At 51.8% G+C, this 24332-nt stretch carries 21 protein-coding genes; 14 read left to right on the top strand and 7 right to left on the bottom strand.

Annotation, left to right across the window (positions count from 1 at the left end; genetic code table 11):
* Positions 1–82: 82 nt before the first annotated feature.
* Both HMPREF1207_RS18310 and thpR read right to left on the bottom strand, forming a co-directional pair.
* A complete protein-coding gene (locus HMPREF1207_RS18310) occupies positions 83–1180 on the bottom strand; it encodes a nitric oxide synthase oxygenase (protein ID WP_009676136.1) in 1098 nt (365 codons plus the stop codon).
* 390 nt (positions 1181–1570) lie between these two features.
* Positions 1571–2143 (bottom strand): RNA 2',3'-cyclic phosphodiesterase, encoded by a 573-nt coding sequence (thpR, locus tag HMPREF1207_RS18315; RefSeq protein WP_016423868.1) that lies wholly within the window; start codon positions 2141–2143, stop codon positions 1571–1573.
* 139 nt (positions 2144–2282) lie between these two features.
* Between thpR and serC the strand changes: the two genes are divergently transcribed.
* The gene (gene serC / locus HMPREF1207_RS18320) at positions 2283–3371 is read left to right on the top strand and encodes a 3-phosphoserine/phosphohydroxythreonine transaminase (RefSeq protein WP_009676187.1); all 1089 of its coding nucleotides are present in this window, start codon (positions 2283–2285) and stop codon (positions 3369–3371) included.
* Between the two features lie 243 nt (positions 3372–3614).
* Here the strand turns inward: serC and HMPREF1207_RS18325 are convergent, their stop codons facing one another.
* Complete coding sequence (locus tag HMPREF1207_RS18325) at positions 3615–4328, bottom strand: response regulator transcription factor (RefSeq protein WP_009676211.1); 714 nt, start codon at positions 4326–4328, stop codon at positions 3615–3617.
* 141 nt (positions 4329–4469) lie between these two features.
* Here HMPREF1207_RS18325 and trmL point away from each other — a divergent pair, with 141 nt between their 5' ends.
* The 4 genes from trmL to HMPREF1207_RS18345 all read left to right on the top strand — a co-directional run bounded on the left by trmL (position 4470) and on the right by HMPREF1207_RS18345 (position 8308).
* Entirely contained in the window at positions 4470–4934 is a 465-nt protein-coding gene (gene trmL / locus HMPREF1207_RS18330) for a tRNA (uridine(34)/cytosine(34)/5-carboxymethylaminomethyluridine(34)-2'-O)-methyltransferase TrmL (RefSeq protein WP_009676060.1), read from the top strand.
* Positions 4935–5691: 757 nt separating this feature from the next.
* On the top strand, positions 5692–6714 hold the full coding sequence (locus HMPREF1207_RS18335; protein WP_009676220.1) for a hypothetical protein: 1023 nt from the start codon (positions 5692–5694) through the stop codon (positions 6712–6714).
* Between the two features lie 740 nt (positions 6715–7454).
* Positions 7455–7712 carry an AbrB/MazE/SpoVT family DNA-binding domain-containing protein gene (locus tag HMPREF1207_RS18340; protein WP_170318711.1) on the top strand — a complete coding sequence of 86 codons (258 nt, stop codon included), beginning with the start codon at positions 7455–7457 and terminating at the stop codon, positions 7710–7712.
* 179 nt (positions 7713–7891) lie between these two features.
* Positions 7892–8308 (top strand): DUF2500 domain-containing protein, encoded by a 417-nt coding sequence (locus HMPREF1207_RS18345; protein WP_009676205.1) that lies wholly within the window; start codon positions 7892–7894, stop codon positions 8306–8308.
* A 53-nt stretch (positions 8309–8361) separates the two neighbouring features.
* On the opposite strand, the gene HMPREF1207_RS18350 is transcribed toward HMPREF1207_RS18345, so the two are convergent.
* From HMPREF1207_RS18350 to HMPREF1207_RS18360, 3 genes are all read right to left on the bottom strand, one after another.
* The gene (locus tag HMPREF1207_RS18350) at positions 8362–9393 is read right to left on the bottom strand and encodes a serine hydrolase domain-containing protein (RefSeq protein WP_016423869.1); all 1032 of its coding nucleotides are present in this window, start codon (positions 9391–9393) and stop codon (positions 8362–8364) included.
* A gap of 356 nt (positions 9394–9749) precedes the next feature.
* Positions 9750–11381: a response regulator gene (locus HMPREF1207_RS18355; protein ID WP_009676118.1), complete on the bottom strand. Its 1632-nt coding sequence runs from the start codon at positions 11379–11381 to the stop codon at positions 9750–9752.
* Positions 11378–13348 (bottom strand): cache domain-containing sensor histidine kinase, encoded by a 1971-nt coding sequence (locus tag HMPREF1207_RS18360; RefSeq protein ID WP_009676124.1) that lies wholly within the window; start codon positions 13346–13348, stop codon positions 11378–11380. Before HMPREF1207_RS18360 ends, HMPREF1207_RS18355 begins: the two co-directional genes overlap by 4 nt.
* A 119-nt stretch (positions 13349–13467) precedes the next feature.
* Here HMPREF1207_RS18360 and HMPREF1207_RS18365 point away from each other — a divergent pair, with 119 nt between their 5' ends.
* The 3 genes from HMPREF1207_RS18365 (at position 13468) to HMPREF1207_RS18375 (ending at position 16626) form a co-directional block, all read left to right on the top strand.
* The gene (locus HMPREF1207_RS18365) at positions 13468–14346 is read left to right on the top strand and encodes a carbohydrate ABC transporter permease (protein ID WP_009676154.1); all 879 of its coding nucleotides are present in this window, start codon (positions 13468–13470) and stop codon (positions 14344–14346) included.
* Positions 14347–15183, top strand: a complete 837-nt coding sequence (locus tag HMPREF1207_RS18370) for a carbohydrate ABC transporter permease (protein ID WP_009676204.1) — start codon at positions 14347–14349, stop codon at positions 15181–15183.
* A 141-nt stretch (positions 15184–15324) separates the two neighbouring features.
* Positions 15325–16626 carry an ABC transporter substrate-binding protein gene (locus tag HMPREF1207_RS18375; RefSeq protein WP_009676202.1) on the top strand — a complete coding sequence of 434 codons (1302 nt, stop codon included), beginning with the start codon at positions 15325–15327 and terminating at the stop codon, positions 16624–16626.
* 189 nt (positions 16627–16815) lie between these two features.
* Here HMPREF1207_RS18375 and HMPREF1207_RS18380 read toward each other — a convergent pair whose 3' ends face one another.
* Positions 16816–18261 (bottom strand): MFS transporter, encoded by a 1446-nt coding sequence (locus tag HMPREF1207_RS18380; protein WP_009676178.1) that lies wholly within the window; start codon positions 18259–18261, stop codon positions 16816–16818.
* Positions 18262–18526: 265 nt separating this feature from the next.
* Between HMPREF1207_RS18380 and HMPREF1207_RS18385 the strand changes: the two genes are divergently transcribed.
* From HMPREF1207_RS18385 to HMPREF1207_RS18410, 6 genes are all read left to right on the top strand, one after another.
* Positions 18527–19108, top strand: coding sequence for a TetR/AcrR family transcriptional regulator (locus HMPREF1207_RS18385; protein WP_009676210.1), 582 nt, complete (start codon positions 18527–18529; stop codon positions 19106–19108).
* Between the two features lie 189 nt (positions 19109–19297).
* Positions 19298–20293, top strand: coding sequence for an NAD(P)/FAD-dependent oxidoreductase (locus HMPREF1207_RS18390; RefSeq protein WP_009676231.1), 996 nt, complete (start codon positions 19298–19300; stop codon positions 20291–20293).
* 306 nt (positions 20294–20599) lie between these two features.
* Entirely contained in the window at positions 20600–21244 is a 645-nt protein-coding gene (locus tag HMPREF1207_RS18395) for a hypothetical protein (RefSeq protein ID WP_009676086.1), read from the top strand.
* 202 nt (positions 21245–21446) lie between these two features.
* Complete coding sequence (locus tag HMPREF1207_RS29885; protein ID WP_009676110.1) at positions 21447–21605, top strand: hypothetical protein; 159 nt, start codon at positions 21447–21449, stop codon at positions 21603–21605.
* A 637-nt stretch (positions 21606–22242) separates the two neighbouring features.
* A complete protein-coding gene (locus HMPREF1207_RS18405; RefSeq protein ID WP_009676168.1) occupies positions 22243–23070 on the top strand; it encodes a PIG-L family deacetylase in 828 nt (275 codons plus the stop codon).
* A gap of 13 nt (positions 23071–23083) precedes the next feature.
* Positions 23084–23962: a glycosyltransferase family 2 protein gene (locus tag HMPREF1207_RS18410; protein ID WP_009676201.1), complete on the top strand. Its 879-nt coding sequence runs from the start codon at positions 23084–23086 to the stop codon at positions 23960–23962.
* Positions 23963–24332 lie beyond the last annotated feature (370 nt).

Raw genomic sequence — 24332 nt, forward strand, 5'->3', positions numbered from 1 at the left:
AAAGAAATAAGGATGTTTATTAATGTCTGACCGGTGGTTTAAACCAGGCCTAATTATACATACATCGGCCGGTTCATTGGAGTTATTTCTCGTAAGGCTTGTTCTGGTAATAGAAATTCGGGGTTTTCCAGGTGTTCTCATACTTGCTGTGAAAAATAGGCGTAGTCGCCGGAGATACCGGGGGAATCAGCCACGTCCAGTCTCCCGTTACTTCCCTTCCCGCCTGGGCTTCCTGCTGCTCGAACAGCTGAAACTGCTGGGCTGCCGTATGATGATCGACAATGGATACGCCGGCGTTGCGGTAGGAATGATAGACGGCGGCATTCAGCTCGATCAATGCGCGGTCCTTCCAGAAGGTCGCATTCGAACCGGTATCCAGCCCCATGAGGGAAGCCGTCCGCGGAAGCAGGTTGTATCTTTGTTCGTCAGCCAGGTTGCGGGCACCGATTTCGGTTTCCATGTACCAGCCGTTAAAAGGGGCGGCGGGATAAGAAATGCCGCCGATTTCCAGCCGCATGTCGGCGATAATGGGCACGGCGTACCATTTCAGCTGTAAGTCCTCGAAACCCGGCAGCTCGGGATGACGGAGGGGAACCTCCAGCACGAGGTCGCGGGGAAGCTCGAACCACCGGGGGGCATCGTCGCCGATCTGGATGACCAGCGGAAGCAGATCGAAGTGCGTTCCTTCGCCTTCCCAGCCCAGCTCCCGGCAAATCCGTGTAAAGGGGATGGAGTTCGGATCGCCGACCGGTCCGTTCTTCGTCTCGTAACCGGCGTAACGGATGAGCTGGTGGTTCCAGATGCGTACGGGACCATTGCCGTCCTTCCCGGCGGGCGGGAGAACGGTGATGGCCGGACGGATTTTTCCGTCATTCGTGGCAAAACGGATATGCGTAAGCAGAGCGTCGCGCACTTCTTCGAAGGTGCCGGTATGACGGCCGTCAAATACACTCAGCGTGTTCCAGAACAAACGGCCGATGCAGCGGTTGCTGTTGCGCCAGGCTAATTTGGCGCCGTACTCCAGTTCTTCCGGCCTATGTACGTAAGTGCCGGTTTCTTCGATTTGGGCGCAAACGTCGAGCCACCGTTCTTCGGCTTCCTGTTCGCTGCGGCCCCATTCGCTGTAACAGGTATAGAGGAAGGCGCGGGCTTTGTCCGCGATGTCGTTAGTTGAGTTCATTCGAATGCCTCCTTGGTTCAAGGATCGGCACGGGGTAGTCCGTTAGTCCTTGCTATGTAATGAGCGTAACATAAATTCGGACGCGCAAAATCGACAGTTTTGGGAACGCGTGCGCCGCCCTGTCAGGATGTCTCCCGGCGGCGGTTTTCATACGGGACGGAAGGGAACGAGCGGTTGCGCCAAGCGAGGCTGCTGCGCATGGGCGAAGCCGGCGAGGGAGCCGGGCGGCGACGTCGAGCGCGTGGGCACGCAGGATGCGCCAAGCGGAGCGAGCAGAAGCGGGGCTGCTGCGCATGGCAAAGCGGGCGAGGGAGCCGGGCGGCGATGTCGCGCGCGTGGGCGCGCAGCCGCGGCAGAAAGGCCGCCGTAACGTCCACGGCGGCCCTTCCTTTACCCGCGCAGAGCAAAAGCTCCTGCGCGTTCATACATCGGTGACCGGCCCATATGGGTCCGGTACACCACGATCTCTTCCGCCGTCCAGGAGGCGGAAGGAGGCTCACCCGGCGCGTCCAGCAGTTCACGCGCCCATTTGCGCCCGCCTGTATAGCGGCGGGCGAGCGTGATGTGGGGCCGGTAGGGCCGGTCCTCCGGCTCGAAGCCGAGAGACGAGCAGGCCGCCTCCACATCACGCTGAAGTGTTTGCAGGGCGTCCAGATCGCCCTGCAGACCCGCCCAGAGGATGCGCGGGGCATCCTTCGGGCCGAAGGTTCCCGCTCCCGCCGCGGTAAGCTCCAGCGGAGAATGAGCCTCTGCCGCTTGTTCGAGCAGAGGGGAGAGAGCGGGCAGGGTAGACCGGGGCGTGTCGCCGATAAACTTCAGCGTGATATGGAAGTCCTCCGGATGAACCCATTTGTGGAAGGGGGTTCCTGAATCTCTCAGCCTCTCGGTCCAGCCGCTCAGATTCTCCCTGACGGGTCCGGACAGCGGAACGGCGACGAACAGGCGCTCTAACGGATCGGTCATGTCGGATCTGCTCCTTTTGCTTAAGCTTCTTTTAATTTTGGCGGAAAGGCCCGTATCCATGCAACTTTCTCTTGATGGTGCTGGCGAATACTGCTATCATAGCGATAAATCAAATGAAGCAGAGGGTGTGGAGAGAAAAATGGGAAACCGTGCTTACAATTTTAACGCCGGTCCGGCGGCTTTGCCGCTGGAAGTGCTGGAGCAGGCGCAGAAGGAATTTGTCGACTTCCGCGGTATCGGCATGTCGATTATGGAAATTTCGCACCGCAGTGCAGAGTACGAAGCGGTGAACAACGAAACGCAAAGCTTGCTTAAAGAATTGTTCAGCATTCCGGACGGCTACAAAGTGCTTTTCCTCCAAGGCGGAGCAAGCACACAATTCACCATGATTCCCATGAATTTTCTGCAAGCCGGACAAACCGCGGCCTATGTTCAAAGCGGCGCGTGGGCGGACAAAGCGATCAAGGAAGCGAAGCTTTTCGGGGAAACCGTGGTTGTGGCGAGCTCGAAAGATCAGAAGTTCATGCGTATGCCGGATCTCGGTGCGCTTAACCTGTCCGATCAGACGGCTTATCTGCATGTCACGTCGAACGAAACCATCGAAGGCTCGCAGGTTCAAAGCTACCCGGACACCGGCAGCATTCCGCTCATCGCGGATATGTCCAGCGATATTCTCAGCCGTCCGGTCGACGTCTCGAAGTTCGGCCTGATTTACGCGGGGGCTCAGAAAAATCTAGGTCCTTCGGGCGTAACGGTCGTTATTTTGCGGGAGGACATGCTGGAGCGCGCGAATGCGAACCTTCCGACCATGTTCCGCTACGACACCCACGTGAAGAACGATTCGCTTTACAACACACCGCCTTCTTATTCGGTGTATATGATCAATCTGGTGCTGCACTGGATCAAACGCCAGGGCGGACTTGCCGCACTGGAGAAGATCAACCGCGACAAAACCGACCTGATTTACAACACGATCGATGCCAGCGGCGGCTTCTATCAAGGCTGCGTCGATGCCGACAGCCGTTCCAGAATGAACATCACGTTCCGTCTACAATCGGAAGAGCTGGAAAAGCTTTTCGTCAAGGAGTCCCAGGCAAACGGATTTGTCGGTCTCAAAGGTCATCGCAGCGTCGGCGGTCTGAGAGCCTCGACTTACAATGCGGTTCCTTACGAGTCGTGCCAGGCACTCGCCCAGTTTATGAACGATTTCAGCAAGCGCAACGGGTAATGGTTTACAAACAGGCATTCTTCTTTATCATGACCGGAAAACGGGGCCCCGCAAGGGGCCTCGTTTTTGTGCTTGAACGTTCGCTTTGCAGGACTTGAACAAGCGTTTGAAAGTCGCGCGCGTTTCTGTCCCGGACTGCCCGCGAAGGGATTATTCCAGGTCCGTAAAGCCATACAAAAGGAACGGCGGAATCATCCGCCGTTCCCTTTTACTCCTTGTGTATGCTTGTATTCCGGGCGGCCCTCAGGCAAAACTCTCTTTAATGGCGGGCTCGGTCAATTTGTAGCCAACGTTGCGGATGGTCATAATATATTCGGGTGTCCGGGCGTTGGCCTCGATTTTATCCCGGAGATGTGAGATGTGGACATCGACGATACGGGTATCGCCGAGGAAATGATAATCCCAGACGCCGTGCAGCAGCTGCTGGCGGCTCAGTACTTTGCCTCTGTGCTTGCAAAGGAACACAAGCAGCTCGAATTCTTTGGGGGTCAGATCAACCGGTTTGCCCGCGCAGGTTACCTCGCGCTGATCGGGACGGATGCTGAGCTGACCGATCGTGATCGGAGCTTCTTCGCCCGAGGCCGGGAGGGTCTGGATGCGGCGGATGATCGCCTGAATGCGCGAAATCAGCTCCTGCGGACTGAAAGGCTTGGTCATGTAATCGTCGGCACCGTTATCCAGTCCGGCGATTTTATCCGATAAATCCTGCATGGCGGTAAGCATAATGATGGGAACGAGATTGTTCTGGCTGCGCAGCTTGCGGCAGACCTGCAGGCCGTCCATTTTGGGCAGCATCAGGTCGAGAACGATAATGTCGGGGCGGAACTGGCCGATGACGTCGAATACGGCCTCACCGTCATATACACACTGGACTTCGAAGCCTACGAGCTTCAGATTGAACTCGATGAGCATGGAGATCGAAGGTTCGTCGTCTACGACTAGCACTTTTTTCTTCATGAATCGGTCTCCTTTGGGTTCGGTTATTAACTCTATTATCGCACCTATGTATCACGGTCATATTAAGAACACGTAAAACGAGTGTTAAAATTGCGGAGCGGAAAGTGGTATACTAGCAGAGGAAAGAGGTGAACGTGCAGCATGGCTTTTCACATCGTATTGGTTGAACCGGAAATCCCCGCGAATACGGGCAATATTTCCCGGACTTGCGCAGCGACAGGGACTTACCTGCATCTGGTGCGGCCGCTCGGATTTTCAACGGACGACAAAACACTGAAACGGGCAGGGCTCGACTACTGGCATTCCGTCAAACTGGAATATCACGATTCTTTTGACGAGGTCAAAGAGAAATATGCCAGAAACCGGTTCTTTTTTGCCACCACGAAAACCGATAAGCGGTATACAGATTTCGAATTCCGCGACGGCGATTTTTTCGTGTTCGGCAGAGAGACGAAGGGGCTCCCGCCCGAAATTCTGGAAGCCCACCCCGGCCAGACCATGAGAATGCCGATGTCGGATGCGGTCCGCTCGCTAAACTTGTCGAATTCGGCGGCTATCGTCCTGTTCGAAGCGCTCCGCCAGAACGATTTTCCGGGACTCCGGTAAACCGGTAAACAGAGGGGTTTATCATGTTTTGAGATCATTCATACATTACATGAGACAAATTATAGGTTCGTGGATATAGCTAGAACAAAAGATAACCCCTTGATTTACAAGGGGTTATCTTCTTTTTTTGAACAAAGTTATTTTCAAATATCAAGCCTTATTCGGCAAAAGGGGAAATAATCATTTCCTAATACTTGCATTCATATTTATGAGAGTCTAAATGGAGATTAATGACGATATAACTGGGCATAACCTTCCATAAGAGATTTTTGTCATACAGATATTTGAATATTAGGAACTATTTAAAATAATAGGGAAGAAGAACTGTAATGAAAGCGGGGATTTAAAAATTCAGGAGAAGAGCAGTCTTATGATAAGAAAGTTTCTTGTTTTAATCTCTGTTCTAATAATACTGGCGGTAGAGTCCTCTATTTCAGTTTTTGCGAAGTTCGAAGCAAACGGGAAGATATCCTTTTATTATGGTGTAGGTTGCTATAGGATCTGACGGGAAAGTTCTTACAAAGTTTGATTGTGCTACAAAAATTGGCTTTGATAATCCTCCCGCTGGTACATTGATTTGGGTTAAGAACAAAGATAATAACCTGACAGCAGGTCTTCAAAAATGGGATACTGGTAAAATGGGTGGGCCCCTTATTTAAATAAATCCCAAACCTCTTATACAAAGTGGATTGGGGTTTTTTTGATAAAAAGTAAGCATGCAAAAATTAGAAATAGATCATGACGAGGAGCAAATGGGATGAAACTTAAGATAATAATCATTCTTGCAGTATTTATAACAATTGGAACTGTCCTTGTCGTACATAAAAATACTTCTAGTGAATCTGACTATCAAGATATGCTTATCTTGTTTACAGATCAAAATCTTACGGTGAGCTATTTTTTCCACCATAAAAATACGGATGATCTGGTTAACATAAAAAAAGCGGCAGATTTCCCTACTGCTGTGCTGTCAAACAATAAAAATGAACTTTATTACACGGATTTTGATTCGAATAGTGATACTCAACTATTCAAAAAAGATTTGAAGACAAGTAATATATCTCAACTTACTAAAAATTTTAAATCAGTTGACACCCTTAAATTAGATGAAGAAAATCAGAAAATGTACATGAGGGTTCTTCTTAAAGGAGATAAAAACTTTCATATAGCTACCCTAGATCTTAAAACTAAAAAAATGGTTGTATGGAATGAAGGAAATAAAGATAGAAGTGTTAAGTTTTTTGATTTCAATAAACGAACAGGCTTGGTATATGCAGTTATTTACTCCGAAAAAGAACTCTATCATAATCTTGTGGAGTTCAACAATAATCATACAACATTTAAATCCCCCCTACATCGCTTCGTTATGTTTGATGATAAAGGCAGACAACTAAAAGAGATTGGACAGATTAATGTACAAGTTCAAGATATTTCCGTATCAACAAGTGGAGAAAAGATACTGTTTACATCCGTGAGTAATCCTAATGAAGGTTCAAATTATGTCATTAATGAAATGAGAACTGATGACGGAACATATTTTTCTATATTTGAAAGCGCCCAAAATAAACTATCCAATTTGCAACAGGCACAATATTTACAGGAAGGAAGGAAAATTTATTTTCTTGCTGCCGCAAATGATGCAAAGGTACTAAAAGATGAAAGTGGTACTACGGCCAAATTGAGGTCAATTTATCAATATAATTTGATCGACCAAAAACTCACTATGAAATGGTCTAAGAATAATGGAATAATCAACGGTTTCTTATTATTTAACAAGTGAATAATTTTGGATCTGGGTAGCCTGAAAAAAACCTAAGGAGAAGGAAATCAGCCCTCTTCTCAGGGTCCTCAGAGCAGGATAATCAAGGCCCCGGCGGATACGGGAATGGCTTCGTTGATGTCTTCTGATTTCACCTCCCTTCTTTCCGAAAAGAAGGAACTTACGAACGGAACCTAGCTTTCCTAGTTTTTTTCTTCCTTTATACTTGTCTGTTATATTTAGTTGGAATGTATGTTATGTTTATGGAAGATGGCAGGAACTAAGCTTTATCCAATTTCGCCGGTTTCAACGATTCCCTCTCCTTGACAAATGGTTTGATGGGGCAGATGCCTTACCGTGCTACATAAAAGGCCGGATGGTGCCGCGGGATAAACGGGATCTGGTTACAGGCGGACGTGGGCCGGAAGGTTCATTTCGGATTCTTGAAAAACCGGAGAGACCGGGATTTGTTACGGGATTGCATGAGCCTAAAGCAGCAGTGCGGTATTCGCGGAAAGGGAAGCCGGACGATTTTTCGGGAAAATTTACTAGGCGTATAGGCATATCCGGGCTAATTTGCGAGCCGGACAAAGGTTCTTTTGCTCTGGTGCTTTGGAATCTTGCAATCTTCTCCGTTTTATATCCCTAATTAAAAAGAATATAACGAAGTTAGAAGGAATTAGCAGAAATTTGGCGAATAAAAATGGGTAAAGATTGTAAAGCCGATTATACTTCGGTGAAATGAGGTGAGTGGCACAATGATGAAACCAGCTGGGGTTGTCCGTAAAGTGGATCAGCTTGGACGTATCGTATTACCTAAATCGCTGCGTAAAAGATACCAAATGAACGAAGGCGATCCGGTCGAAATTTTAGTACAAGGGGACCATATCATCCTAGAGAGATACCGCCCGAAATGCGTGTTCTGCGGTGAGATGGATCATGTTAACGAATTTAAAGAGCGTCACATCTGTTCCAATTGTCTGGGTGAAATGAACGCAATGAAACAACCGAGAGTTTAGTTAGGGCTTATTGCCTATTTTTACCGAGAAGATCAAACACAGAAGTTAAAAAGACGCCGTTTCCTTCGGGAGACGGCGTCTTTTTATGGCATTGTCTTTTTTTTGACCCCCTAAAAGCAAGGGGATATGGTAAAATCAGGACAGATCTTTCAGATGCGGAATAGAGAGGAGAGAGAGCCGTGATAAACATAGACGGCATAGGATTCGGAGACGGACCGGGGATGTTCGGTCTCATATCGGCGTTGTTCCCTATCTTTTTCATCGCCATTCTGGCTTTTATCGGATTTACCATAGTGAGGAGTATTCTGCAGTGGAACCATAACAACAAGCAGCCGATACTGACGGTAGAAGCGCGGGTCGCCACGAAGCGCACGCAGGTATCCCACCATCATTCGGCTTCGAACGAATCCATGCACAGCCATTCCACGGACACGGCATACTTCGTCACGTTCGAGGTGGAGAGCGGCGACCGGATCGAGTTTCGGATAAGCGGGTCCGAATACGGCCAACTTGTGGAGGGGGATATGGGGAAGCTGAATTTTCAAGGCACCCGTTATCTCGGTTTTGCGCGGCACCGGGTGGTCAGTTATCCCTAAGCCTTGGCGATCGGATTCTGATGCAGGCCGAATCGACTAAAGGAGCTGAGAAATCAGCCCCTTTTTTGCCCGGTACATTCTTGTTCAATGCCGGAAATGATTTCGAAAGCTCCGCCCGATTTGTTGGAACAAACCACGATAGAACGTGCCTCTTCGGGATAATAAACAGACCTGAAGTTCACGCCCGGATCATACCCCATTAAAATATACTTCTCTACGTCCTGCTGCCGAAGCTTCATTCGAAGTCCGTATCCATAGTAAATATCGTTAGTTATATGCACATGGGGCTGCAGCAGCGCAGCGGTCGTTTCTTCGCTCAATAATTCAAATGTCATTAAACTTTCCCAGAATCTCGTCATATCCGGTGCCGTTACATAAGCGCCGCCGTCCGGGCCGCCTTTGGCGGGAAGCGAAAATACATTGGTTTTCCAACTTCCGTCTTCTTGATCGATATAACCGACTGCCGTACGTTCAGGCAAACAATCCGCTTCGAAGTATCCGGAATCCATCATGCCCGCTTTGGCAAAAATAAATTTCTCTACATAGTCGCTGAATGCGAGTCCGCTGAGGTGTTCAACGACCAGTCCCAAAACAATATAGCCTCCGTTGTTGTAATGGAACACACGACCGACCTCATGCTTCATCTTCTTATCCGCAAACAAGGGGAGGAAATCTTGAGGCCGTCTGACGCGGTACATGGGATAATGGGTCCATAAGTCTTCGAAATTATCCATAGTCTCTTCATCGAAATAGTCAGGTATTCCGGAAGTATGCGTTAACAAATGATGAATCGTGATTTCTGGATCAAAATGTTTGAACTCTAAAGGGAGACAGTCCTGCAGCCTGGAATCGTAAGAGAGTTGACCCTTCTCCACTAGTTGGCAGATTGCTACGGCTGTAAACAGCTTGCACCCGGATGCTATTCCAAAGCGGGTATCTGCCCGATTACGGATCCCTTCGGAACGATTGGCATAGCCGCTGCTGAAGTTCACGAGGATCTCGTCCTTGTTTCTTGCGAGGGCTGTACCGGAAAATCCGATTGCTTCTTTAAGGCTTTTCATGGACTCGGTGATGATTTCTTTCATGTCGCTTTCCTCCGCTCTTTGTACAGGAAACGGTATCGTTCCCATGTCTCCCTGCTCCCATAAAAAAATCCCCACCGCAGCCGGACAGAACAAGAAATTCATTCTGCTTGCTAGGGTGGGGATCATTTCATATCCAGGGCTTTCGTTTATTTCCGCATAACAGGCGAAACTTACAGGCCTTTGGTTTTATCCTCGTTGTACGAAGATGTGAAGATGGCCACGATAAACATGGTAAGCACTGCAATAATGATCCAGAAAGCATGAGACATCCAAGCGCACCTCCAAGTAAACATACGTTAGCCTAATTATACCCAATCACCGTTCAAAAGAAAATGACAAAAATGTGAACAAGGTTATTACATCATCGGCTGGTTGGCTTTCCGGTATTCATTCGGCGAGCAGCCGGTCACTTTTTTGAACACTTTGCTGAAATATTTCTCATCGCCGTACCCGACCATTTCGCTGACCTGGGAAATCCGCAGGTTGGGATTCATCATGAGCAGCTTCGCTTTGTCGATGCGGATGGAGCCCAGATAGTCGGACAGATTCGTACCGAACTCCTGCTTGAACTTGCGCGAAATATATTCACGGGAGAGGAAAAAGCGGCCGGCGATATCCTGCAGGGAAATTTCCTCGTGATAATGCGTCTGCAAATATTTCGCGATGTCGTAGATGACGTTCTTCTCGCGGTGCTGCCTTTTGAGCAGCTGCTTCGAAAGCTGGACGAACGAATGCGTCAGCTCCTGCTGCCAGTCGGCAAGCGAGAGCGTGCCCTGCTCGTTCAGCGGGACGATGGTCTGCCCGTTCCCGGTTTCCGAGCGCAGCTCCGCGAGCAGCTCTTCGGGACCGTCCGGGAAGAAGTCCTCGATCCATCGGCCCCGCATGGTGTCCGCTTCGTGGCGCCACTGCTCGATCTGCTCGAGCGTAATGGCGCTCAGGCTCCGCACGCCGTCGAACCACGCCTGCACGGCGGAGGAGATCTCTTCGGCGCTGCCGCTGCGGATCGCCGTCCGGATCACCTCCTCGAAATCGCTGAAGCGCAGCCGCCGGGGCTGGAGGCCTTCGGGCCGGACAGCCTCGTGAATCCAGCCGCCGCGGCTAAGCAGATTGCGCTGGCGCAGCGCGTCGCGGGCTTCGCGGTAAGCCGCCGGAAGGCCGTCCGGGAAGGCGTGCGCTACGCTTAGCCCGAAATCGAGCCGGCTGTGCAGGGCGGTCAAGATGCCTTCGTTGATGTCTCCGAGAAGGGCGGGGACCTTATCCGGCTCGCCCCACACCAGGAGCACGATCTCGTTGGAGCTCCAGTAGCGGAAGGCGGCCCCGCGGCTGCGGCGATGCAGAAACTCGTTGCAGATGTTGATCAGCGAGAAGAAGAGCAGGTCCGTGTTGCGGCCGAATTTGTTCTTCAGCTTCGTCTCCATTGTGACCATGCTGAGGATGGCGATACGGCACGAGCCCGTTCCCGCCGGAAGGCCCCAGTCGGCCTGCAGATCCCGGACGGCGCCCGGATTCTGCGCGGGCTCGTCGAGCAGCCCGGACAACTGCCGGTCCCAGTAGACCGGCTTGATGCGGTTCATCTCGATGTTCCGCTCCAGGCTCCGGGAGCGTTCACTCTCTTCTTTGTTCCAACTGGCGACCGCTTTGGCCAGCGCCTCGTTGACCTGATCCGGATCGATCGGCTTCAGGATATAGTCGGTTCCGCCGTATTGGATCGTATGGCGGACGAGAGCAAAATCATCGTGGCCGCTGATTACGATTGATTTGGCGGAAGGGTCGTTGGCCTGCAGCCATTGGAGCAGCTCCACGCCGCCCCTTACCGGCATCATCATATCCGTGATGATGATCTGGGGCTTTTCGCGCCCGATCACCTCAATGGCTTCTTCTCCGTTCTCCGCCTCGAATATTTGCGAAATGCCGTGTTCTTCCCATTTGATCAGCATCCGCAGAGCATTGCGGACGTGTTTCTCATCGTCTACGAGTAATGCGATCATGTTGTGGTATCCTCCCCGAGCGGAATGCGCATCGTAATCCGGACGCCATGCGGGTCCGTATTTTCAAGTGTCAGCGAAGCTTGCGGATCGAAGTAAAGGCGCAGTCTCGTCCTCACGTTGCCGATCCCGATTCCTCCTTCTTCGTCCATCCCGGTCTCCTCGCGCATAACGGCAAGTCCGGCTTGCAGTTCCGTCAGCTCGTCCTCCGGGATGCCGCGTCCGTTGTCCTCGACTTCCACGAAGAGGACGGGCCTTGCGCGGGGCCCGCCGGAAGCGGGCGACGCGTCCGCCGCAGCGGAATCTTCGTCCGTCCGGGATTCCGGCGCGATTCTCGGAGCGGCGTCGCCGCCGGCTGCGGGTCCGCTCTCTGCGCCGATCCCGTCTGGCCCCGCTTCTCCGCCCGGTTCGAGCGGGATCTCATCGGATCCCGTCTCACCGCCGGGTTCGAGCCGGACCCGTACAGTCAGATGCCCGGGGCCGAGCTTCGGATCGAAGCCGTGCTTGAAATAGTTTTCCACCAGCGGCTGAATGATCATCTTCGGAACCTCGATGCCGAGAGCGGCTTCGTCCAGTTCGAAGTCCGTGCGGAATTTGCCCTCGAACCGCTCCTTCTGGAGTTCCAGATACGCTTTCACATGGCCGATTTCCATGGAGAGCGGGACGGCTTCCTGGTTCGTGTTCATGCTGTAGCGCATCATTTTCGCCAGCGAGTTGATCAGCGAGTAGATGCGCGGGACGTTATGCTGGAGAGCCAGCGTGCCGATGGACTGCAGCGCATTGTTCATGAAATGCGGGTTGATCTGGGCCTGCAGCGCCTTCAACTGATTCGTTTTATTGGCGATGTTTAGCCTGTACTCCCGCAGAATCAGGTTGTTGATCGTCTCCATCATCGTGCGGAACCGGCGGACCAGAATGCCGATTTCATCCTGCCCTTCGCCGTCTACGCGGGCCGTCAGATTACCGGCTTGGATCTGATTGATCGTTCCGATCAGTTTTTTGATCGGGGCGGTAATGCGGATCGTCACGAACAGAGTGGCCGCAATGACGAGCAGCAGGGAGACCGCCGCGATGATGATATTGATCTGGGTCAGGCTCCGCGCCCCTTCATACAGATAGCTGTGCGGGATTTCCTTCACGAGCGTCCACTTCATGTAAGGGGTGTCCATTTTTTCGTACAAATAAACCGACTTGTTCAGTTCCAGCCGTCCGCGCGGTTCCTTCGACTCCAGAATCGGGCCCGTCCAGGCATCGGAGAGGGGCTTGCCGATCAGAGCGCTGTCCCCGGAATAAACGACCATGCCCGACTGGTCGAGCAGGTAAAGACGTTCGTGCTGCTTGTTAAAAAGCTGGTCGGCAATGTCCTGAATCGCCTCCAGCTTGATATCGATCGACAAAGTTCCCAGCCATTCCGTCGTCGGGACGTTGTAGATGGCCCGGTGTAATGTAATGACGGGGCGGGGGTCATAATAAGGTGGACTCTGCCCCAGGCCGTAAATGGAACTCATATGCGTGGGCTCCACGACGGAAGACGGGTTGCCGGTCGTATAAGGCTCGCTGAAATTATCCGTATCGTAGCCGCGCTTCGGGATATCCCCGATGAGCAGCGTAGACCTGCGGGCTTTTGCCATATAGAAATAGATCTGGTAAATGCCGTCCACGGAGTGAGTCATATTTTGCAGCAGGGTATAGGTCTGGGCTTCGTTCGTGTAATCATGCACATTCCGCCGGAGCATCAGTAGAATGCCCGGATCGTTATAGAGGGAGAGCGAGTTGCGGTTCAGCGTGTCCATGTACGCCTGTACATTCGTTTTGCCCTGGTAAATCAGGTTCGCGTTCTCCTGAATCAGCTTCGTTCCGACCGAACGGGTGGTGTAGAAATACGTGACGATCATGGAGATGACGATCGGAATGACGGTTGCGGCCAGCATGAGCAGGATGAGGCGTGTACGAATGCTGCTTTTGTTCATCGGGCAGACTCCTCAGATCAATATATTCCACCTAACGGTTCACCTCGTGCGGTAGTGGGGAGCGGGTGGAGCGCCCTATACTAAATACACAACCTTCCGTAGAAAAAGGAGGAAGACAGATGCATAAGCGTTCATCGCAATGGGGTCAGCAATTATTTTTTCTCGGACCTGCGGTCCTGTTCTTTACCCTGATCATTATCATCCCTTTCCTGCTCGGCATGTACTACTCGTTCACGAACTGGAACGGGGTATCCGGCGAAGTCAGTTGGGTGGGCTTTGATAATTTTAAAAGAATCTTTACCCAGGATCAAGATTTCTGGAGTGCGTTCTGGTTTACCGTCCGGTTTACGATCGTGGGCGTCGTGCTGTCCAATCTGGTCGGATTCGTTCTGGCGTATCTGCTGACGAGACCGCTTAAGACCCGGAATTTCCTGAGAACCATCTTCTTTATGCCGAACGTAATCGGCGGGCTTCTACTCGGATTTATTTGGCAGTTTATTTTCGTAAAAGGGTTCTCCGCTATCGGTGAAATGACGGGAATCGGCTTCTTCAACCTACCGTGGCTCGGAGATTCGACCACCGCCTTCTGGGGCATTGTCATCGTGTTCGTCTGGCAGACAGCCGGGTATCTGATGGTCATTTACATCGCGGCTTTCAGCAACGTGCCCAAAGACGTGATCGAAGCGGCACAGATCGACGGAGCTACGCAGGGACAAGTTCTGCGCTCCATTATGATTCCGCTCATCATGTCGGCCGTTACCGTCTGCCTGTTCCTCGCCATCTCGTGGACGTTCAAAATGTTCGATCTCAATTTGTCGCTGACGAAAGGCGGACCTTTCCGCTCGACCGAATCCGTCGCGATGAATATTTACAGCGAAGCGTTCCAGAACAACCGGTACGGTCTCGGAACAGCCAAGGCGCTGGTGTTCTTCATCGTCGTCGCGGTCATCACGTGGCTGCAGGTCCGATTCACGAAAAGCAAGGAGGTCGAAGCGTAAATGGAAGCACAAAACCGTTACTCCGGGCGTGTGTTTATCGCCGAAATCGTAACGTTTGTCATCGCTCTTCTGTTCCTTGTCCCGTTTTACTTCCTTCTCGTGAACTCCGTGAAAAGCTTCGGCGACCTGCTTTCCAATGCCGCCAGCTGGCCGGAATCGTTTCACTTCGAGAATTACAAGCGGGCCTGGAGCATCACCAAATTCCCGACCGTCTTCTGGAACTCTCTGATCGTTACCGTGATCAGCAACATCGGCATCGCGCTCATCAGCGCCATGGCGGCTTACCGGCTGGTGCGCTATAAAAGCCGCCTCAACCAAGTCCTGTTCGGCATGTTTGTGGCCGCGATGGTCATCCCGTTCCAGTCGATCATGATTCCTCTCGTGAAGGTCCTCTCCGGCGTAGGCTTGATGGACAGCCTGTGGGGCCTGATCATCTGCTACCTGGGATTCGGGGCGCCGATGGCGATCTTCCTCTTCCACGGATTCGTGAAATCGATTCCTTTGGAGATCGAAGAGTCGGCTGTCGTGGACGGAACGTCCCCTTACGGCGTGTTCTGGCGCATCGTGCTGCCGCTGCTTAAGCCGATGTTCGTAACCGTCATCATTCTCAACGCTCTCTGGACGTGGAACGATTATCTGCTGCCGTCGCTCGTCCTGCAAAATCAGTCCCTGCGGACCATTCCGCTGGCCACGTTCTCGTTCTTCGGCCAATATATGAAGCAGTGGGATCTGGCTCTGCCGGCGCTCGTGCTCGGGATTACGCCGATTATCATTTTCTTCCTGGCCATGCAGCGCTATATTATCGAAGGCATTACGGCCGGATCGGTTAAAGGCTGACATACGGATCTGACAAAGCGCGTGAGGTCAATTTGTTCCACTCAACAGATCAACAGCCTACGTGTTAACGGCTTTTTCCGGTCTCTATAATGAAGAAGAAGTCATCGAGAAAGAAGCAAGACCATAAAGGGAGGTTTCACCATGAAAAAGCTTTCTACACTCGCACTCGTTTCCGTATTCGCGATGTCCACCGTGCTCGCAGGCTGCGGAAGCGGCGATTCCGGTAAAACCGCGGATGGCGGCAATGCGGCCGAAGGCGGAACGAAAACGATTAAAATTTTTCAATTTAAAGTTGAAATCGCGGAAGCGCTGAACAAAGTCAAAGCCGAATACGAAAAAACGCATCCCGGCGTGAAGCTGGACATCCAGACCGTAGGCGGAGGCGCGGATTACGGCGCGGCGCTTAAGGCGAAGTTTGCCGGCGGCGATACGCCGGACATTTTCAACAACGGCGGCTTCCAGGAAATGAACACGTGGATGGAACATCTCGAAGATCTCTCCGACCAGCCCTGGGTAAAAGACCTTGTTCCGGTTGCGAAAGAACCGATGACCAAGGACGGCAAAATCTACGGACAGCCGATGGGACTGGAAGGCTACGGCTTCATTTACAACAAGGACCTGTTCAAGAAAGCCGGCATCACCGAGCTGCCCAAAACGCTGACCCAGCTCGACGAAGCCTCGAAGAAACTTCAGGCGGCGGGTATCACGCCGTTCGCGAACGGCTACCAGGAATGGTGGGTGCTGGGCAACCATACGCTTAACGTCGCGTTCGCCAACCAGCCGGATTCCAACAAATTTATCGCCGGCCTGAACGCCGGAACCGAGAAATTCAAGGGCAACCCGGTCTTCGAGCAGTGGACCAGAATGGTGGATCTGACCCTGAAATACAGCAACAAAAATCCGCTGACGACCGATTACAACACGCAGGTCACGATGTTCGCGAACGGCCAGGCCGCTATGATGCAGCAGGGCAACTGGACGCAAGTTCAGATCGACGGCATCAACAAAGATCTGAACATCGGTATTCTGCCGATGCCGATCAGCGACGACGCGGCTCAAACGGACAAGCTTTACGTCGGCGTTCCGAACAACTGGGTTATCAACAAGAACTCCAAAGTCAAAGCCGAAGCCAAAGAATTTTTGAACTGGCTCGTCTCTTCCGATGCGGGCAAAACGTTTATCACCCATGACTTCAAATTCATTCCGGCCTTCACGAACATCGAAGCCAAAGCCGAAGATCTCGGCGACTTGGCCGCGGATATTATGACGTACAGCAAAGAGAACAAAGTTCTGGGCTGGAACTCCTCCAAGTATCCGGAAGGCGCCATGCAGGAATTCGGAGCCACGATGCAGGCTTATGTAGCCGGCAAGAAAACGAAAGATCAAATGTTCGACGACTTCCAGAAAACGTGGGACAACCTTAAGGGGAAAACCGCGCAGTAAGGAAAAAGCTTAAGAAACGCTTGCGATGTGAATCGCAGGCGTTTTTTTGTGTGTGGCAAAGCTTGCGGATGTATGGCGGGGAGCGGCTCTCAGTAAGGGAAGGAAGCGTAAGAATGCAGAACGAAGATGAAGGAAGAACCGGTAAACGGAGGAAAGGCGGTCCCTTATCCGTAAGGGGACCGCTTTTGTTTATTCGGAACCACGCCCTCGTGTAACGGCCCAAAAGAGAAGGGCCAGCCCGCTGACGCCAGCCCCGAAAAGGCACACTCCGTTCCAGCCGCCGATGGCGTACAAGCTTGTCGATGCAATCGCTCCGGTGGCGCTGCCGAGCGAGTAGAAGATCATGTATCCGGCAGTCAACCGGCTGCGTGCTTCTGGACGTACGGTGAAGATCAGGCTCTGGTTCGTCACATGGACGGCCTGTACGGCAAGGTCCAGCAGAATCACGCCAACGACCGCGGCTGCCAGCGAATGGGGCGTGAATCCGATAAAGCCCCAGGACGCCAGCAGCAGAACCAGAGCCAATCCGGTGGTTCGCTGTCCCAAGCCCCGGTCGGCCAGCCTGCCCGCTCTGGCGGCAGCTAAAGCCCCGGCTGCTCCGGCAAGGCCGAATGCGCCGACAGCCGTATGGGAAAGCGACAGCGGAGGCGCGCTGAGAGGGAGGACAAGGCCGGTCCACAAGGTGCTGAACGCGGTAAAGATCAGGAAAGCCAGGACAGCGCGTATCCGCAGCAGGCGTTCTTCCATAAACAAAGCGAAAACCGACCGGAGCAGCTGCGGATAAGAGAGCTCCGTCTTTTTGTGAAGAACATCCGGCAAAATCCGGTACAGGGCGGCGCCCGTCGCGAACATCAGCAGTGCCGAGGTGAGATAAACCGATCTCCAGCCGGCCAGGTCCGTCAGAGTGCCGGCGAAGGTTCGCGCCAGCAGGATTCCGATTACGATGCCGCTCTGCACCACGCCTACGACGCGCCCCCGTTCAGCGGAGGAGGCAAGGGTGGAGGCGTAGGCGACAAGCACTTGAGTCACGACGGCGAGCAGCCCGACAGCGGCCAGTCCGGCCAGCAGTACCGGAGCGGACGGGGCGGTGCCGACGATCAGGAGAGCGCCCGCCGAGAGCAGCATCTGAACGACGATCAGCCGCCGCCGGTTCAGCAGATCCCCGAGGGGGACGAGCAGCAGGCCCAGAGCGTAACAAATCTGAGTTACGGTAACGACAAGGCCCACGGCAGCGGGAGCTACCCCGAATTCGGACGCAAGAGCGTCGAGCAGAGGCTGAGCGTAGTAAATGTTGGCTACGGCAAGCCCGGATGCGGCGGAGAAAAGCAGCGCCTTCGAAGCGGACAAGGAAGACGGGGCCGATGCCGGAACGGGGAATGAGGCTGGAGCCGAAGGCGATGCGGAATGGGATTGCGCTTTCGACCTCCATTTCGGTGGCGAATTTGGTGACGATGCCGAAGCAAATAACGAGGTCGGTGCCGGTTTCAAATCCGATGCCGACGTCTGATTTTGATGGTGAGCCGCAGCCGGAGTCGGGACTGAAGCGTCTACAACGGCAACGTCTGACGCTGCTTTCGCATCGGATGCGCCATCCGTTTGTCCGGCGGGAGAGCCGATTTTGCAGGGGGAAACCATGTTCATTTCACTCCTTTGGGTGAATTTTAAAGTTTATAATATACCGAACGGTACATAATAATTGTTAAATTACCAGCAAAAAACACATCTGTCAAGGGACGTTTGAAGACGCAGCGTAAATTAAAAAGAGCTGTAACACCATATTTTCAACCAATACTAGGGGTGTCGTCAGGTGTCATACAACAGAAGCCCTTGATTTATTGACAAGAACCAGAAGGGAAACTAAAATGATAACATACTGAACGATATATTAAGGGGTGTTCCTATGGTCCGGCAAAGAGAATTCGATGAGGACGCTGCCTTGGATGCGGCCATGCGGTTGTTTTGGGAAAAAGGATACGAGGCCGCTTCGTTAACCGAATTGACGGCCAGAATGGGCATCCAGCGGCCGAGCATGTACGCCGCTTTCGGCAGTAAGAAAGAGCTGTTCGAGGCCGCCCTGCGCAGCTATACACAGGCTCACGCCGCTCGCGTCCGGGCCAAACTGCAAAGCCGCACTTCCGTAAAAGACGCCTTTTGCGCTTTGTTCGAAGGGATCGTAGCGGATGAATACGAGGGAAGCCTGAACCGGGGATGCTTCAGTATTAACACGATGGTGGAGCTGGCGCCCCACGATGAGAAATTCGAGATTCTTACCAGGGAGCATCAACTGTACCTCTCGGTAATTTTCCAGGAAACGATTGAACGGGGCATACGAGCGGGGGAGCTGGATGCGGCACTGGAAGCAAGAGGAACAGCCCAGGCTCTGCTGGTTTCGCTGATCGGGCTTACCGTTATGCTGAAATCCCGCCCGGACCGGCAATTCGCCGATAACACGGTAAAGACGGTGCTGACTTTGCTTCGCTGACCGGCTGGATTGACACCGGACGTTTCAAACCGCGTGCAGTTCTCGGCATGTGGTGCGGCGCCCGGAAAAAGGCTGCCTGAACCTGATGAGCGTGTAATCGAACCGATTACATTTTGTAAGCGAAGGGTATAGTAAAGAGAAGGTTTGACGTCGTTTCACTTGTCTCTCTACTATAAAAGAAGGTGACTTATGACATACGATTCGATTATTGTCGGAGGAGGAATTGCAGGCTTGCAGGCGGCCATTCAGCTTGGACGCTACGGTCATCGCGTCCTGGTTATTGACGCGGGATACGGCCGCTCCACTCTGTGCGCTAACTACCATAACGTGCTCGGCTACCCCGACGGGATATCCGGCGAAGAGCTGCGACGCACGGGCCGGGGGCAGGCCGAGGCGCTGGGCGTCGCGTTCGCCGAAGGACTGGCCGTCCGGCTTGCGGGCTCGCTGGAGTCCGGCTTCCGCGTCGGCGTGCGGAAGCTCCTGCCGGACGAGCGTGGCGGACGGCATCCGCTGGCGGCGCACGATCCCGGCGGGCAGGGGCTGCCCGATGAGTCCGGGGCCGGGCCGGACACCGAATACACCGGTGCCGCGCTGCTGCTGGCTACCGGGGTGATGGACCGCTTCCCGGAGCTGCCGGGGCTGCGGGAATGCCTCGGACATACGGTGTACGTATGTCCGGACTGCGACGGCCACGAGGTGGCGGGCCGCCGGACGCTCGTGCTGGGCGCAGGAAATCCCGGCGCCGGCATGGCTTTGACCCTGCGTCCGCGGACGGACAAGCTCACGTTCGTGAATCACGAACGGAGCCCCGTTAACGCGGACCTGCAGGAGAAGCTGGAGCACGCCGGCATCGACACCGTCGCCGGGCCGATTGCCGCCATCCTGGAGGATGGCGGCAAGATCGGCGGCGTGGAGCTGGCCGGCGGCGAGACGCTGTCCGCCGAGAGAGGGTTTCTCGGCTTCGGCGGCAATGCCGTCCATTCCGGTCTGGCCGCGCAGCTCGGCGTGGAACGGATGGAGAACGGCCATCTGCTGGCCGATCCGCGCAGCAAAGAAACGAATATCCCGGGCGTCTACGTTGCCGGAGATATCGGGGTGCACGCCGAGCAGCTTACCGTTGCGATGGGCGAAGGCGCCATGGCGGCTATCTGGATGAACAAAGCGATCCGCAAGAAGAATAACTGACCGCACGAAAAAGGCGGAGGACGGCACCTGTCGGACAGGAGGCCGGTCCCTCCGTCTTTTTTAGTGCCCGCGGCGTTGGAAGACTTGGATTACGCGAGAGCTTGGCTAGGCGTGGCGTGACGTGACAATCCGGCCGATTTCTTTTTTTAGATAAAAAAATTTCAAAAGAAGGTTGTAAAAGCCGGGCTCCGTTCGCCTTATTAAGTGAAGGAGCAAAGCCGTGCCTTTTTTCAAGGCTTGGCTGTCCGGCGGGAGACGCCCGGATTAGCTCCTACCTTTAGAATGAACCTGAGGAGGAACCAATCTATGGCGGAGTATGCGAAAATTTTACGGTGGACCAAGAGCGATGCGGTTTATGGGCTGAAAACGAATATCCAGCTGCCTTCCAGCGCATCGGTCGGAACGACCGGCGGTTTTATTAATTTTTACTTGGGGGTTTACGGGTCCAATACGAATTACGAGTGCGGCCTGTCCACGAACTATACGGAAGCGCAAAACGGCAAGTGGCACTGGTTCTGGAACACGGGAGCCGCCAACGATGGCGGGGCCTTCAATCTTGCGGCCGGAAGCACCGTGCCCATCGAGCTGTCCGTCAACAGTTCGAACAAGCTGGACTTCAAAGTAAACGGCACTGTGGTGAAAACTTTTTCCGGCGCGACGGGCTCTTTCGGTTCGCTTACGAGTGCGCGGCTGGTAGTCGCGGCCTGCGACCGGTCGTTTACGACGATTCCGAATCCCCTGCCGAACTGGAATACGCTCCATAACCAGGTGGTGTGCAGCGGCATCAGCTTCCGAAACAGCGCGGGTGCGTGGACGGTGCTTTCCTCCGCGAACTCGACGCCGCCTTCTTCGACCACGTTCTGGCCGGACGGCTACACCCATACGGGAACACCGGCGGATTACACCAAGGTCGTGTCCACCGGCCAACTGATCGCTTCGCTCAAGCGGTAAAACGAATAAGAGTCTTCCCTGGTCGTCTAAGCCGGGTGAAGGCTCTTTTTGCAGCTGGCATGGCGGGACAGGTTGCATGGAAATAAGCGGGATGCCGTGCCTGCGTGATGATTCGGGCGGATTTTGAAATATATTTCGCTTAATATCTAGAAAAAATGTATGATATTTCTATAAATACAATTAATTAAATGAGGTGAATGTTGTGACCGAACGCTCGAACCTGAAACTGAAGAAGGAGAAAAACCCGTGGAGCCTGACGATCCGGCTGCTCAATATTTTGCTGATACTGGTTATAGTGGGCATAGTCGTTTTTGTAGGCTTATGGTTTGTAGGTATTTATGGAATGAACGTAAGGGGGTAAAAAGCTTCTTTGCTTAAAATAAATGTGTAGCATCTCAGCAGTGTGCCTTTCGGATTTTGAAAGAACACATTCAAACGCCAAAGTCCCGCGGCTAGGGACCGGCACGTTGTCTGCAGTGATGCTTTGCGTCTACAGGCAAGCGCAGGGCTGCTGCTTCTGTAACCTCAACGGGAGAAGGTGTTACTTATGGTGTATTTGATAACGCCAGTCGGAATCATAATTTTAATGATTATCGTTATAACAATAATTGCAGTCTTATTTTTAATAATGAAATCACATAAAAAATAAAAGCTATCGGTGTACTGATGAGCATTTATTATAATTCTGTAAATGAACAGCCCAAAAGGCAATTTTCCTTCCGTTAGCTGCTTTTTCTGTTCTTACTTTAATCCATTAGGACAGTTGGCTGTTCAAGGCCGATTGTAATCATCGTAAACATAAGAAAGGAGGCTCGACGTGAGCCTCCTTTCTTGTTAGACGGGCAGTTCTTTCGGCTCAAGGAGACACCCCTTTTCTAACCGCGCATTTTAGTGAAAAAGATGTATGGTTATAAACCACAGGTGTGATATAGAAAAGGCATTCTCAATAAACTATAGAGGTACATTATGCAGGATAAAGAGGAGGTAGGCCGCGGCTCATGCCACATTATGATGCAGCAGCTTTCTTTATAGTAGCGCATATGGACGACTGGCAGCTTTTCATGAATCCTCAAGCGACTTGGGAAATGTCCTCTGACACAGTTAAGGTGATTTTTATTTACACAACCGGAAATGATGCCGGGGGCGACGAAAATTATTGGAGGGCTAATGAAGAGGCTGCAGTGCGCTCTATCGAATTCAGTAAGCTTCATACAGATTATACGGGCGGAGAGAGGGGAACGGTTCGAATCAATCTGCGTAACATTCACCGTTGGTCTGGGGGTAACACCGTATGTTATTTTCTTAGGTTGCCGGATGGCAATGTGGCAGGTGAAGGGTTCATCAGCCAGGGCTACCAAAGTCTTCGGAAACTTCGCTCAAAGGATATTTCCTTTATCAAGGCGTTGGATCAGTCGTCCTTTTATTACGGATGGCAGGATTTCATTTGTACACTTCAACAGATTATTGATTTAGAAACTAAGGGGATCAAAGAAGTAAGAATTAACTATCCTGAGACGGACCCGACGTTAAACCCCAATGATCATTCCGACCATATCTTGACAGGCCAGGCTGTAGAAGCTCTACCAAAATATAAGCAATACCGCCCTTTTTCCTATATCGGGTATGATCTGATCCATTACCCCGCAGATTTAAAGAACGATGATCTGTTTTGGAAAGTCGGACAATTCACTGTATACGATCAAACCCTTTATGAACTATCTAAATACAGTATACTTAAACGGGCTTCTTCTACCTTTATCTCTTTTTGTCTGCGTTCAGCTAGATTTCGGGAAATTTACGATTTTAAGGATAGAAACGGACTTTAAGCGAGGTGTTCATTTGCTTAATCTTTCTCCTCCAGAGGTTTCTTTAATCATTCCCGTCAAAAATGAAGGTGCCCATATTCAAAAGACGATTAAATCAGCGTTAAATGTGCAAACCCGCTATTCTTTTGAAATTATCGTGATAGACGATGCATCAACAGATGGCTGCTGTGATTTTCTATCTTCCTATGCAGGCAGGGCCCGCTTGAAGCTTATAAGAAGTATAGGGATCGGCTTGGCAAGAGCTAAAAACTTAGGAGCGATGAAGTCCTCAGGACAATATTTAATCTTTTGTGATGCACATGTTTTTTTTGAAGATTATTGGTTGGATCGTCTGTTGCAACCGATACGCGACGGGATCGCCGATGCTACTACGCCTGGCATAGCTGATACGACTACACCGGATTTATGCGGATATGGTCAGACATTGAATAAATATCTGGGAGTTGAATGGAACATTGACCTAACAGAACTTACACCAATTGCGGTTATACCGGGGGGATGTTATGCGGTTTCACGAAGCCTATTTTTCGATATTGGAGGGTTCGATAACGGGTTCAAAGTGTGGGGCTACGAAGATGTGGAGATCTCTATGAGGATGTGGTTGTTCGGTTATACTTGCTGGGTACAGCCTGAAGTGAAAATTCTCCATGTCTTCCGAAAAACAACACCTTACCAGGTTAATCTTGAGAATGTATATTTTAATATATTGGGTCTAGCCTTTAACCATTTTAAGGAAGAAAGAATCGAAGCATGCAGGATGTTGATACAAAACAGCTCGCAAATCGAGCTAGCAATTCTAAGGTCGGGTTTCCTTGACCAAAGAAAAGCCTATTTTTCCCGCAGGAAACATGACGATGACTGGTATATGAAAAAATTTGAAATCCCCTTTTAAGGCTCACTGCTTTTTCGAGTGAAAATTGAATGAACCGGACATCCACCTAGTCACATATGGTGTCATAAAAAACGGTACTTTCATGTTTAACACGAGGAGTTGTGATTAATTTGTATAACAGCGTTTCTTATCCCTACCCAAGGTTCGCCTTCTACAATCCCCTAATATGTTATCCACCCTTTAGTCCCCAGAATCACTATATTTATAGCGATGGCTTTTATTTTTATCCCTATAGTACTTACAGGAATTATGGGCCTTATTTTTATTCTTATAACTCGGAAAGATCGTTTACAATACCTACGCCGAACATTCCAACATCAGTACCGACCGTTCCTACGCCGAACATTCCAACATCAGTACCGACCGTTCC

Origin of the sequence: Paenibacillus sp. HGH0039, assembly GCF_000411255.1 — a bacterium.
Classification (GTDB): domain Bacteria; phylum Bacillota; class Bacilli; order Paenibacillales; family NBRC-103111; genus Paenibacillus_F.